The organism is Leptospira andrefontaineae, from assembly GCF_004770105.1.
GTDB classification, from domain to species: Bacteria; Spirochaetota; Leptospiria; order Leptospirales; family Leptospiraceae; genus Leptospira_B; species Leptospira_B andrefontaineae.
This window is the reverse complement of sequence record NZ_RQEY01000019.1, coordinates 188,240-200,640: the sequence shown is the minus strand read 5'-3', so window position 1 is coordinate 200,640 and position 12,401 is coordinate 188,240. Positions and strand designations below refer to the sequence as shown.

11 protein-coding genes are annotated in these 12,401 nt (G+C 40.9%); 10 read left to right on the top strand and 1 reads right to left on the bottom strand.

The genetic code is table 11. From position 1 onward, the window contains the following. Positions 1 to 44: 44 nt before the first annotated feature. The 8 genes from EHO65_RS15050 to EHO65_RS15015 all read left to right on the top strand — a co-directional run bounded on the left by EHO65_RS15050 (position 45) and on the right by EHO65_RS15015 (position 8,724). A complete protein-coding gene (locus EHO65_RS15050; RefSeq protein WP_135775392.1) occupies positions 45 to 1,418 on the top strand; it encodes an ABC transporter permease in 1,374 nt (457 codons plus the stop codon). Position 1,419: 1 nt separating this feature from the next. Then, entirely contained in the window at positions 1,420 to 2,112 is a 693-nt protein-coding gene (locus tag EHO65_RS15045; RefSeq protein ID WP_135775391.1) for an ABC transporter ATP-binding protein, read from the top strand. 6 nt (positions 2,113 to 2,118) lie between these two features. Next, the gene (locus tag EHO65_RS15040) at positions 2,119 to 2,943 is read left to right on the top strand and encodes an ATP--guanido phosphotransferase (protein ID WP_208744106.1); all 825 of its coding nucleotides are present in this window, start codon (positions 2,119 to 2,121) and stop codon (positions 2,941 to 2,943) included. Between the two features lie 114 nt (positions 2,944 to 3,057). Next, the gene (locus EHO65_RS15035) at positions 3,058 to 5,598 is read left to right on the top strand and encodes an ATP-dependent Clp protease ATP-binding subunit (protein ID WP_135775390.1); all 2,541 of its coding nucleotides are present in this window, start codon (positions 3,058 to 3,060) and stop codon (positions 5,596 to 5,598) included. A gap of 74 nt (positions 5,599 to 5,672) precedes the next feature. Beyond that, a complete protein-coding gene (locus tag EHO65_RS15030) occupies positions 5,673 to 6,098 on the top strand; it encodes a hypothetical protein (RefSeq protein WP_008596319.1) in 426 nt (141 codons plus the stop codon). 32 nt (positions 6,099 to 6,130) lie between these two features. Beyond that, entirely contained in the window at positions 6,131 to 6,919 is a 789-nt protein-coding gene (locus EHO65_RS15025) for a tetratricopeptide repeat protein (protein ID WP_135775389.1), read from the top strand. After that, positions 6,900 to 8,219, top strand: coding sequence for a tRNA (N(6)-L-threonylcarbamoyladenosine(37)-C(2))-methylthiotransferase MtaB (gene mtaB / locus EHO65_RS15020; RefSeq protein ID WP_135775388.1), 1,320 nt, complete (start codon positions 6,900 to 6,902; stop codon positions 8,217 to 8,219). The genes EHO65_RS15025 and mtaB overlap by 20 nt, the downstream gene beginning before the upstream one ends. A gap of 46 nt (positions 8,220 to 8,265) precedes the next feature. Then, on the top strand, positions 8,266 to 8,724 hold the full coding sequence (locus tag EHO65_RS15015; RefSeq protein WP_135775387.1) for a hypothetical protein: 459 nt from the start codon (positions 8,266 to 8,268) through the stop codon (positions 8,722 to 8,724). 35 nt (positions 8,725 to 8,759) lie between these two features. Here EHO65_RS15015 and EHO65_RS15010 read toward each other — a convergent pair whose 3' ends face one another. Then, positions 8,760 to 9,422: a class I SAM-dependent methyltransferase gene (locus tag EHO65_RS15010; protein WP_135775386.1), complete on the bottom strand. Its 663-nt coding sequence runs from the start codon at positions 9,420 to 9,422 to the stop codon at positions 8,760 to 8,762. Between the two features lie 177 nt (positions 9,423 to 9,599). On the opposite strand from EHO65_RS15010, the gene EHO65_RS15005 reads away from it, so the two are divergent. Together EHO65_RS15005 and EHO65_RS15000 are read left to right on the top strand one after the other, a co-directional pair. Then, positions 9,600 to 11,249 carry a hypothetical protein gene (locus tag EHO65_RS15005; protein ID WP_135775385.1) on the top strand — a complete coding sequence of 550 codons (1,650 nt, stop codon included), beginning with the start codon at positions 9,600 to 9,602 and terminating at the stop codon, positions 11,247 to 11,249. Next, a complete protein-coding gene (locus EHO65_RS15000; protein WP_135775384.1) occupies positions 11,246 to 12,397 on the top strand; it encodes a tetratricopeptide repeat protein in 1,152 nt (383 codons plus the stop codon). The genes EHO65_RS15005 and EHO65_RS15000 overlap by 4 nt, the downstream gene beginning before the upstream one ends. The last annotated feature ends 4 nt before the right edge of the window (positions 12,398 to 12,401 follow it).

Below are 12,401 nucleotides of genomic sequence, written 5' to 3'. Positions count from 1 at the left end.
ACTAAGGAAATTTGCGGATTTGTTTAATTTCAACCGCCCAACTGATGAATTTCTTCTTTCATAGATCCCCCCTAATCCTGCTTCTCACATCCCGATATATCCGAGGATCCAGAGTCACGGGATTGCTTTCGATCAAGTCCAGGATTTCGTTTATCGTTATGGCTGTTGGAGTTGCCCTTCTCATTGTAGTACTTTCTATCTTTAACGGATTCCAAAGGCAACTTAAGGAATCTCTGTGGCAAGGCGGAGAACATATTACAATTGAAAGCAGTTCCAATGGCGGAGAGATCCGAGACTACCAAAAGATCATCAAATATATACAAAACGATCTCGATCTAAAAGACAGGATTATCTCTGTCGAAGGTGGGATCCAAAGTCATGGACTCATCCAAAGATATAATGTATTTTATCCCGTTCTCATCAAGGCAGTTGCTGTTCCGAGTGTGGATGCATTGATAGAACATAAACTTCATAACTTCCCAAGAATAGTTCATTACGATAGAGAAGAACTAAGTCACCTGAACCGAGAAAGTTATATCATCCTGGGAAAAGAGATGGAGGACCTTTACAATTTCAGTTTAGGCAAACAACTTACTTTAGCGGTTCCAGGGGGAAGGTTCTCTCTTGGAAAAGGTGTCGAAGTAAGCGTTCAAAATTTTAGAGTGTCCGGATTTTTTAAAACGGGGAACTATAAGTTCGATTCCAGTTTTGTTTATATGTCCTTACCGGTTGCTCAGAAATTCTTTAAAATGAAAGATTCTGTAAATCAGATCACTATCAAGGCAAAGTCTTTGGATGACCTTGCGATCAGCAAACGTAAACTGTACAAACTATTCAATAGTTTAGAGTTTGAACAAGAAATAGATGCGGCTTCTTCTTTATCTGTTAGGACGATCGCCGAAGAACAAGAGAATCTTTTAGCTGCGCTCCAGTTGGAAAAGACGATCATCTCTATTATTGTTTTCTTATTTATTATCTTGGCCGCGCTTGGAATGGTCGCTTCCGTCTATTCTCTAGTGAGAGCAAAACGTAAATCGATCGGAGTTTTAAAAGCACTCGGACTTCCCGCCTCCGATATTCTTTTGATCTTTACATTGAATGCGATGCTTGTTGGGATCTTGGCTTCTTTGACTGGAGGAGTGGGTGGCGTATTCTTAGCAAACTCACTCGATACTATTATAGGTTATATAGAAGAGATCATCAATTTGTTGGGACCTTCTTTCACCGGTTCCGATTGGACTCCTGTAGAGTTAGTTCCTAAACGTATTTATTATTTCGATAAACTGCCAGTGGATATCAATATACCTTTTATTTTTATGGTAACTACTGCAGCTACGATACTTTCCGGAATTGCAGGATACTTCCCCGCGAGATGGGCCGCAAGTCTGAATCCTGTCGACACCATAAGGAACGACTAACGTGAGTATTATTAAGATCCGAAATCTGGTTAAAAAATATCATATCCTGGAAAAGGAATTTTCCGTACTAGATGGATTGGATATGGACGTGGAAGAAGGTGAGATCTTCTCCATCGAAGGAAAATCCGGGATAGGAAAATCAACTCTTCTCAATATACTAGGTGCAATGGATAGTTTCGATTTAGGTGAGGTCGAAATTTGCGGTATCAATCTGAACAATTTAGATGAGAAGGGAAAAGAAAATTTCCGCGCGGAAAAGATCGCATTCATCTTCCAACATCATCTTCTTCTTCCTGATTTTTCAGCTTTGGAAAATGTAAGCATTCCACTTTTGATCAAAGGTTATTCTACTTCTAAAGCGGAGAAGGAAGCAATCTCCATGTTGGAGAAAGTAGGTTTGAAAGAAAGGATACATTCTCACCCTTCTCAATTGTCCGGAGGAGAAAGTGCAAGAGTGGGAGTGGCAAGAGCTTTAGTTGCCGGAAAAAGACTCATACTTGCAGATGAACCTACTGGAAATTTGGATAGGGAAAATTCCAGAAATCTAATGAATCTGATCCAAGAATTACAAAAGGATCTTAGATTCAGTCTAATACTAGTGACCCACGATATGGAACTGGCGGCGCTTGCTCATAAAAGAAACCAGATCTTCCAAGGAAAACTCAAACCCGCAGTGGTCCCTCAAACGGTATAAACATTTATGGATGGCTGTATTTATTGCGGCTTATCCCTTCTCGACTGGAAAAATCGGGGAAAGATCGGATGCGCTCATTGTATCCAGTTTTTGGGAGAAGAATATACTAAGTTTATTCCGATCCAAGCCCCGCCCGATTGGGAACCTCCTTCTCATTTCACCGCAATTGATGCTTGGGAAAAATTCAAAAAAACAAATTGGGAAGAAGGCTTGTCCTATATAGATTCCCATCGTTTGCCGTTTACGTATAGGTTTCGTATTGCTAGAAATCCGAAACATTCTACCTACACTAAACGTACTGAAAAAACGGACCGATTCCTAAATTCGTTTTTAGAAGAGAATGATTCCCAAACTGAAGATCTAAATTCAGGAAAAAAACATCCGATCCTAGAATTAAAACAAAGAATTCCCTGGAATTCAGGGACATTAGTGATGGGAGACGAGGATCATATTCGTTGGGAATATGTGACTGATTCCCTACTTGAGTTAAACTCTATCCTAAAATCCGATTTTTTAACGAAATTCGAGGCGGAAGATAAGTTTGATTTTCAAAAAGGGATCGGATTCATCAATTCCTGTCCTACCAACTCCGGTTTTGGAGACAAACTTTCTGTTTCTATTCCGGCAAGACTTGCGGACTCGGGAGAGTTAAAGGATTTCAGGCTACCTACAGATTGGGGCTTCTATCGGGAAGAATTGAAGGGTAGATTGGTCTTTTTCCGAAAAAATTTCGGCCCAAATAGAAAAAATTCCTTTTTCAATTTGGTTTCGTATTTAGCCTTACTGGTAATAAGCGGAAAAGACGGGACAAAAGCCTCATTTGCCCCGTAATCCTTTTTGGTTAACTAGTCCGATATATTCTTTAAGGGAGATTCCGGCTCCCAGTTGGAAATTGGATGCGAATACAGTCTAACCTACAGAACCCATCAGGAAGGGCGTGCAATTATGTTGGAATTTACTAAAAGAGCAAAACGAGTAATCAACGAGATCGCGCAGGACGAAGCAAAACGTCTTGGTAGCGAATTTATCGGCCCTGAACATATCTTATTAGGTTTGTTAAAGGAAGAAGATTCGGTCGCGATAAAAATACTGAATAACCTGAACATCAACCTGAACGAGCTTCGTAAAGAAGTAGAGCGCAGGACCAGGGAGAACTCCGGCACATTGTTGATGGACATGGCCCAAGGACAGGATCGATATCAAAAAATTATCGAACTCTCTAAGGAAGAAGCCAAACGTCTGAAACACAATTATGTTGGGACTGAACATATTCTTCTAGCGTTATTGAGAGATAATAATAATATCGCGGGTGGAGCGTTATACTCCTTTAGCGTGAATTATAATGTGATCAAAGGGGAGATCTTACGTCTATTAGGCGCTCCTCCTACAAGCACAGTAGGAGTTTCTAGCCAGCCGACAGCTCAACCTGGAACACCTCGCGCAGAAAAAACTAAAACTCCTATCTTGGATGAGTTCGCAAGAGATCTTACTCAACTAGCCAGAGATAAAAAACTGGATCCGGTTGTGGGTAGATCTAACGAGATCCAAAGGGTGATCCAAATCCTTTCTCGTAAAACTAAGAACAACCCAGTATTAGTGGGAGAATCCGGAGTTGGTAAAACAGCAATCGTCGAAGGGCTTGCACTTGCGATCGTAGAGAAGAATGTTCCGGATCTTCTATTCGAAAAACGTGTACTTTCCCTGGATTTAGCTAGCCTAATCGCAGGAACCAAGTATCGCGGAGAATTCGAAGAAAGATTGAAGAAGATCATGAAAGAAATTTCTTCTTCTAATAATATCATCATATTTATCGATGAGTTGCATACTCTGATTGGAGCAGGAGCAGCAGAAGGAGCGGTGGACGCCGCAAATATCCTGAAACCTGCACTTGCAAGAGGGGAATTGCAATGTATCGGAGCAACTACCAGCACAGAATATCGTAAGTATATCGAGCGTGATTCTGCATTGGAAAGAAGGTTCCAAGTAGTAAAAGTTGCAGAACCTTCTGTGGACGATGCTATCCAAATCCTTACAGGACTCAAAAAAGCATACGAAGCTCACCACAAGGTGCGTTATTCGGATCGTGCTTTGGAACAATCCGTTAAGTTATCACATAGATATATCAATGATAGATATCTACCTGACAAGGCGATCGACATCATCGACGAAGCGGGCGCAAAAGCAAGACTTGCAAACTGTGCTCGTCCTCAAGCAGTAAAAGACTTGGAAGAAGAGATCAAATCACTTTCTCAAAAGAAAGAAGATCTGGTTCGTTCTCAAGAGTATGAAAAAGCTGCCGGAGTTCGTGACGAAGTAAATCGTAAGAAACAAGTTCTAGAAGAAAAGATCAGATCTTGGCAGGAGAAACTGGATGATTTCGCAGTTTCTATCGACGAAGACGATATTCTTTCCGTGGTTTCCCAGTGGACCGGAATTCCATTACAAAGAATGGAAGAGAACGAGTCCTCTAGACTACTTCGTTTAGAAGAAGAACTTAGACTAAGAGTCGTCGGTCAGGACGAAGCGATCCAAAAAATCGCAAAATCCGTTCGTAGAGCACGCACTGGATTCAAAGCTGAGCGTAGACCTACAGGATCCTTTATCTTCCTCGGACCTACCGGTGTTGGTAAAACCGAGTTAGCTAAGGCATTGGCTGAGTTCTTATTCGGAGACCAAGACGCGATGCTTCGTGTGGATATGTCCGAGTATATGGAACCGCATGCAGTTAGTAGATTGATCGGTGCGCCTCCAGGATATGTTGGTTACGATGATGGCGGACAATTGACTGAGTTCGTTCGTAAAAAACCGTATTCAATCATCTTGTTGGATGAGATCGAAAAAGCTCACCATGATATATTCAACGTTCTTCTCCAAGTAATGGAAGAAGGGAACCTGACAGACACTAAAGGTCGTAAGGTAAACTTCAGAGACGCGATTATCATCATGACTTCGAATATCGGAGCCAAAGAAATTTCGAGCAGCGTAAGGCTCGGATTCGAGGACCGTTCCGGAGAAGAGGATAAATACAAGTCAGACCAAGCTCGCGAGCAGTTGAAAAAACATTTCAACCCAGAGTTCTTGAACAGGGTGGACGAAGTAGTTTACTTCAAACCTCTCAGAAAAGAAGAGCTTATGGCGATTATGGATATCATGATCCGCGACACCAATAAGAGATTATTGGATAAGAAGATCAAGATCGAACTTACTCAAGAAGCGAAGGATCACTTCATGGATATCGGTTACGACGAGAAGTTCGGAGCACGTCCATTACGCAGAGTATTCCAACGCGAGTTAGAAGATTATATGGCAGTCCAAACCTTGAAAGGCGCTTACAAAGAGCCTACCAAGATCACAGTTGCTTTCAAAGAGGGTAAACTGGACTTCTTGGAAGAAGTTTGGACAGATTATAAACCTGCAGATCAAGGTTCCGACGGAGGAAGTTCTCCGAACAATCCGGAGCGTTCCGAAGAACCTGCGTTAGTGTAAAAGATCTTTGCCCTCCTACGGAGACGAAAGGAGGGCTTTTGATCTAAAAAGGGAGACTTTATTGGAGAGGGTCTATGCCGTACCTGATTCCCATTATATTTGTGCTCCTTTACCTTTTAGTCCGTAAGGTATGGTTCCATTTACGTAAGATCAGAACCGTAGCTGGGATCGAAAAAATTTCCCTATGTGTTTTCCAGCCTGATTTATTTCTTCCCGAGGTACGCGTCCTCTACAAATACTACTTCCAAGGCGGGGTCTACTTCGGATCCGGTTATATGCTGTTGGCGGATTTCCTCGATCAAGAGGAATACGAGATCTACAGAAACTTGGACGGTTTACCTGTTTTAGAAACAGGTGATTTTCAGATCGTATCTGAGGAAAGAATAGAACATTTCCTTTCTATACGATATCCAAGTATAATCGTTTTCATCGACCCGGTGGAGCCATTTCATTCCTTAATTGATTGTCTAAATACAAAATCAATGGGGGTCCCCACCTAAAATTTTTCCCGCCTATAAAAAGTGACCAAAAGATGCACAAAGGAAAAATACTCCTACTTACACTGATACTATTTGTTTTTTCCGCGGGGAATACTTTCGCTCAGAGCGAACCGGATTATCAAACAGCATTAGCAGAATTCCAAAAAGGAAATTCAGAAAAAGCTCTAGAGATCATTCGTGTACTTCACGAACAAGGTAAAAGATCTTACGACACTCATTACTTAGCGGCTTTCTGTCATTATAATGCAGGAAGAAATAAATCCGCAGCCACTCATTGGTCCGAAGCATTAAAACTAAAACCTGGAGATCCTGCAGTCAGTGTGGATTTTGCCAGATATCTGATCCAAGCAGGTAGGAATCCCGACGCATTAGAGATCATTTATAATTCTTACCAAGCTAATCCTAAAAATAGAGAAGTAAGATTATTATATGCGACTGCTTTATTATATAATAATAAAGCGAGAGAAGCATTATACATAATAGAAAAACTAAAAGCAGAAGATGGAAACGATTATCATCCTCTCGTTTTAGAAGCTCAGGTATACTTCTATCTAGGAAGCGCAGAGAAGGCCGAAGTCAGTTTGAAATGGGCTCAATCTTTAGTTCCGAATAATCCGAATGTATTGAATAATCTTGGATTAGTTTATGAAAAAGCAGGAAACCAAGAAGCAAAAAGAGGGAATATTAAAAAGGCCCTCGAACAATTAAGAAATGCCAAAGAACAATTGGAATCCGCGCTTAAGTTAAAACCTGACGACGAAAAAATAAAAGGTAATATCAGAAGAATAGAGGCAAGGATCAATGCCCTTTCCGCAGGCTGAAAAAAAGGTATTATTCCATACCTTAGGTTGCAGGCTCAACTTTTTTGAGTCGGACGGTTTATTCTCTTCTTTAAGTAAACACGGATATTCCGTGGCCGGTGCGGAAGATATCCCGGATGTGGTGGTGGTCAATACATGTACTGTCACCAATAAAGCAGATTCAAGAAATCGTAATATTATACGTAACGCTATCAAAAGATATCCAGGAGCTCAGGTCTGGGTTACAGGTTGTTACGCTCAAACGGATAAAGAATCCATAGAATCCATTCCCGGGATCGCAGGTGTGATCGGAAATGAGAACAAATCGGATCTTCCTAGATTGATCCTAGAGAAAGAAGGCTCAGATTCCGCAAATATCCAAGTTGTTTCGGATCGATTTGCATATTCGGATGTTCTACCGAATGGACATACCAGAGCTTATCTCAAGATCCAAGATGGTTGTGATCGCCAATGTTCTTATTGTAAAATCCCACAGGCAAGAGGCAAGGGTGTCTCCAGAAATTGGAAGGATGTACTGGATCAGGTTTCCTTCTTACAGGACAATGGAGTCGGAGAGATCATACTTACAGGCGTAAACCTCGGCTGGTACAGGGATGCAGACGGCAGAAAAGCTTTTCCTAAAATGCTCGAGGCAATCTTAAATAAGTTGGAATATTCAAGGCTTAGACTTTCTTCCATCGAGCCTCCGGATGTGGGTGTGGAACTTGCGGAACTTCTTACCCACCCTAGATTTACACCATTTTTACATGTTCCTTTACAAAGTGGAAGTAAAGAGATCCTGAAAAGAATGAAACGTAGTTATAATCCTGAAACTTTCCGTAAAAGGATAGAACTCGCTAAGTCCAAGATCACTGATCTGTTTTTGGGAACCGACGTGATCGTAGGTTTTCCTGGCGAAACAGAACAGGATTTCCAAGATTCTTGTTCTATTCTGGAAGAATTAGGTTTTTCTAAAATACATGCATTTCCATTCTCGGTTCGGAAAAATACATCCGCAGAACAATTTCCTGAAACAGTTTCTAAGGAAACTAAAAAGGAAAGAGTTCATTCTCTTATGGATCTTTCTCAAAGACTACATCGTAAATACGCAGAAGGCCAATTCTCTAAAAAGAGAGAGGCTGTTTTAGAAAATGGTGGAATTGCAGTTACTGATAATTATCTAAAAGCTGTGATCCCTGAAAGTGACTTAAAAAGTTTAAGCCCAGGACAATTCTTAACTGTAGAGATCGGAGAATATATCCCAGATGCCACCGACAAAGAAGGTAAGGTTTCCGCAAGGATACTTGCCGCGATCGGTTGAAACTTCTATCATAAAACGACAATATTTAAAGCGGGATAGACCAGATATGCCAAGAGCACTTAAGATCCTTTTGATTGTTATTGTTAGTATTCTAATTTTGGGTGGTGGCTGTTATCTTGCCTTGTGGGTTCAGTTACAAAATAAAAATTCCCAAGCTGAAGAGAATAACGAGAAAGCCAAATTAGAAGCAATAGATTGGAGCCCAGGTAAGAATCAATCCCAAGCAATAGAAGAGGCCATTAGGCGAGGAAAAGAATGCGGCTATGTACCGGATATCGTTTGTATTTTAGGTCATTATACATTTTTGAGTTATAGTTTGAAACTGACCAAGCAGGTTCCAAATCTTTGTAATGAAGTTCCGGACGGTATTGATACTGAAAAAGTCGCCCTATGGAGATTCAATCGATGTCAAAGCTTGGCTCCGGAACATCCGCCAATGTGTGCTAATGTTATCCGTGCAATAGAAGAACATTGTCGAAACGTATCCCAACATAAAGAGAAATAAAAGAATGATATTAATTCTTATAGAAGAAGTGTATCTTAAGACCGGATCAATTCTTCCGAGTAAGTCTCTTCTTCTCTTAGATCGTAATAACCGTATTCGAATTCCGGACCGGATTGGATCTCTAGGCCGTATACGTTTTCACTAATTCGAACAGTTTTAACGATCTCTAATTTATATTGTTCAGCTAAGAACTTCATTTTATCTAAAGAGATCTTATCGTTGATCCTAGGTCCGACAGGATATTCGTTTTTGACCCAGTCTAAAACGATCAATTTGCCGCCCTTCTTCATGGAACGAACTAATCCGTCCATTGCTTGGCCCGGGTCTGCAAAAGTAGAAAGCACTAAAGAAGCAAAGATCACTTCAGGGACTGGGATCCACTCCGGCAATAAGGGACGATCCGCCTTCTCCATATAAAAAGGTGTAAATCTTTGTATATCTTCCCTATTTTTCCAATGTAATACTTCGTCCAGGAAGTCTTGGTTACATTCTGCACCCCAGACCCAGCCTTCTTTATGGATGGATTTTAGAAGAGTTTCCGTCCAGAAACCCAGCCCCATTCCAAAATCTACGATATTCTGAACATCTTTCAGGGAAAAATGTTTCAAAACGATTTCCGGAGGAGTAAGCTCACGTCTCTTACTAGAGAGGAGAAAATTCTGATATTCTGGGTCGTAATAATATTCTATATCATTCATTTATATGCCGGAAGTCGTATTATGTCTTATGAACGCTTTCATTAGTCAAGATCAAACCAAAGGAAGAAGTTTCCCTATCTTGTGCATTTTATATTATTTTCCCCACTTTCTCTTAAAAACCGAAGTAAAAATTTGCGTTGTAGCAACCGATAATCTAGTTCGGAACCTTATTTCCAGATGAAAATTCGACTCCGGATCCTATATATATTTTTCCTGATGGCATTGGGAAATTCTATCTATGCCCAGGATACCTTTCGTCTGGACAATGATAACGCAAGCGTTGCAAATTCTATCAATGTAGAAGTTTTGAAAGACGGGAGATCCGTTCGTATCAGCTGGGAAGCTCCTAGAGAAACCGGCGAGATCATCGTGGCTCGTTCTTCTTCTATCATTGATAGTCCTGAAAAATGTTATATCTCAGATTCGTTAGGAAAATTTCCAAGCGGCGTAGCTAACGGTGTGAATCAGATCTATGATTATAATCTGAAACCGGGAACTTATTATTATGCCGTTGTATTAGCGCATCATGTAAGAAAGAAGGATGCTAGATTAGTCGCGAATCGTAACTATACTACGATCCCTATCGTGATCGAAAATAATCCACCACCTCAGACAAATAATTATCCTCCGACTAATACTCAGAATAATTATCCACCCGCTACAAATACGAATCAACCTCCTCCAGAGGAACAAAAGTATCTTTCGGATAATGCTAGGGTCACTGATATCTCCGTAAAAAGAGAAGGTCAGTTCTTGCGTATTTCTTGGGAGCCTTATCCAAAAGGAATCCAAGGTGAAACTATTTATACTATCTACAAATCTGCAGAGCCAATGTCCAGTATGACATTGATGAGAAAGGCGGAGAAGTTAGCAGAAGTTTCTCATCCGGAAAATACTTTCTTGGATCAAGATCTGACCAAGTCTCAAACTCTATATTATGGTGTTTCAGTAAAACAAGGTTTGAAAGAAGTTTTACCTTTAGTTCAGAACCAATCATTCGTTCGTCAGTTCTATGTTTATGATCAGGATAAAAGAAAACCTCCTAAAGAAGACGATGTAGTTACTAATCCGCAATTCGCGTACGATGAAATGCACGTGAAGGATCTAAATGCGAGTATCGTTGATGGGGGAGTTCGTTTAGATTGGAAGGCTCCTGATCGCGCGGACGAAAATACGATCTACTCCATTTACCAAGCAGGCAAACCTTTATCAGGAGGAGTTTCTACCTTCCTGGGCGGTAATGTTAGAAAATTGGGAGAAGTTTCTCATCCGGATACTAACGTTATGGTTAAGATGAAACCATACTCAGGGACAATGTATTTTGGTGTTACAGTCAAACGGGGAGATATAGAAGATTTCACTCTGACCCAAGACCAATCTTATGTTGCGATCGGTGGTCCTGGTTCTACCGATAATAATGCTCAAACTGCAGAAAACGATAAACCTAACAAACACGAACCAAAAGAAGAAGAGCAAGTTCCTCAGGACAATCAAAACAACCAGAATGTTCAGAATAACGAAAAACAACCTCTGATTGTTGAGCAGGAAGAACCGAGTGAAGAAGAAGTCGACCGAGTTTTAAGGTCTACGTATTGGAAAAACGAATACGGAGAAGCGGTAAAACAATTGGCTCCTTATGCCGGTTCTAACGATATAGATATCAGAGGAAAGGCAAAGTTTTTCCTTGGAATGTCTTTTTATAAGAAGGGCGAATATAATAAAGCCCTAAAGTTCTTCGTACAAAAAGATACAAAGAACTATAATCCGGAACGAACCGAGTTCTGGACCAAACAATGTCTGGCCCGGATCGGCGGAGGAAGAAGATGAACCGTTCCATCATATTAGTCACTGGATTTTTATTCGTATGCGCAGGTCTTCTTACGGGGATTTACACTGCGGTGATCCAAGATACTGATTCCACAAATAAAGGGATTATCGAGAAAGTAAGAGAAGGAGAGGAATTCTTAAAACATTCCAATCCTAAATCCTCCGAAAAAGCTCTGGATATTTTTGCAGAATTGTCCGCAAAGGATGTAGGTTCCGATCTTTCTTTCCGGATCCAATACGATCTAGCAACTGCTCTGGATAAGACCGGAGATAAGATGAGAGCGCTTGGCATTTTTCGAGAGCTGAACCAGAAAGAAGGTTTGGCTCGTGAAGAAAAAGCTAAGGTTGCTTACGGCCTTGGAAACCTTCTTCTTTTATTAAATAGAGACGAAGAAGGAAAAGGTCATTTAGAAGAAGTTCTAAGGACCTCCGGCGATAACAAACTCAGATCCAACGCGTTATCCGCAATCGCTGATTATTACATGAAAAAGGGTAATTACGATCAGTCTAGAAAGAACTATGTATTGGCCTTACAAGAAGATCCTGAAAACGTAAAAGCACGAGTCAGATGGGGAAAATCTTTGCGTAGAATGGGCAAAGATTGGTCTGCTTACGATGTATACGAAGATTATGTTCAATCGGACGCATACTTCGATCCGGACAAGGTTGCTGTAGATAAGGAATTCCGCTCCGGACTTTTAGAGAAGGGAAGAGAATTATACGTACGTAAGGAATATTACTCTGCGATCGAAACCTTGAAGAAGGCTCTGGACATAGGTGTCAGCGAAAGAGCTAGGGAACAAGCCTGGTATTATATCGCAGAAAGTTACGATGCTTTAGGGAAATCAGAACAAGCTATTCAGTATTTAAACAAGATTCTTGAAAATTCGGACGGAACCCTAGACCAAGCTGCTATGTTCAGAAAAGGGACCATCTATTTCAGGGGTGGAAAGTATGAGAAAGCTGCTGCGGTTTTCCAAGAATCTGCTGATAGAAATCCAGATAGCCCTGTTGGTAAAAAATCCGCTACCTGGAAGAAGGAAGCCTTGGATCAGATCGAAGACGACCTGAGATACAAGGACGGAGAAGGTGGCGGAAAAGCAAAACCTTCCGACGATGATCGCCAAGACGACGACTGGAAATATTAAGAAA

What these genes read in the sequence shown, in the direction of transcription:
- mtaB (WP_135775388.1), top strand. Translation starts at nt 6,900, where the DNA reads ATGCCCTTTCCGCAGGCTGAAAAAAAGGTATTATTCCATACCTTAGGT.
- EHO65_RS15000 (WP_135775384.1), top strand. Translation starts at nt 11,246, where the DNA reads ATGAACCGTTCCATCATATTAGTCACTGGATTTTTATTCGTATGCGCA.
- EHO65_RS15025 (WP_135775389.1), top strand. Translation starts at nt 6,131, where the DNA reads ATGCACAAAGGAAAAATACTCCTACTTACACTGATACTATTTGTTTTT.
- EHO65_RS15040 (WP_208744106.1), top strand. Translation starts at nt 2,119, where the DNA reads ATGGATGGCTGTATTTATTGCGGCTTATCCCTTCTCGACTGGAAAAAT.
- EHO65_RS15005 (WP_135775385.1), top strand. Translation starts at nt 9,600, where the DNA reads ATGAAAATTCGACTCCGGATCCTATATATATTTTTCCTGATGGCATTG.
- EHO65_RS15050 (WP_135775392.1), top strand. Translation starts at nt 45, where the DNA reads ATGAATTTCTTCTTTCATAGATCCCCCCTAATCCTGCTTCTCACATCC.
- EHO65_RS15035 (WP_135775390.1), top strand. Translation starts at nt 3,058, where the DNA reads ATGTTGGAATTTACTAAAAGAGCAAAACGAGTAATCAACGAGATCGCG.
- EHO65_RS15015 (WP_135775387.1), top strand. Translation starts at nt 8,266, where the DNA reads ATGCCAAGAGCACTTAAGATCCTTTTGATTGTTATTGTTAGTATTCTA.
- EHO65_RS15030 (WP_008596319.1), top strand. Translation starts at nt 5,673, where the DNA reads ATGCCGTACCTGATTCCCATTATATTTGTGCTCCTTTACCTTTTAGTC.
- EHO65_RS15010 (WP_135775386.1), bottom strand. Translation starts at nt 9,422, where the DNA reads ATGAATGATATAGAATATTATTACGACCCAGAATATCAGAATTTTCTC.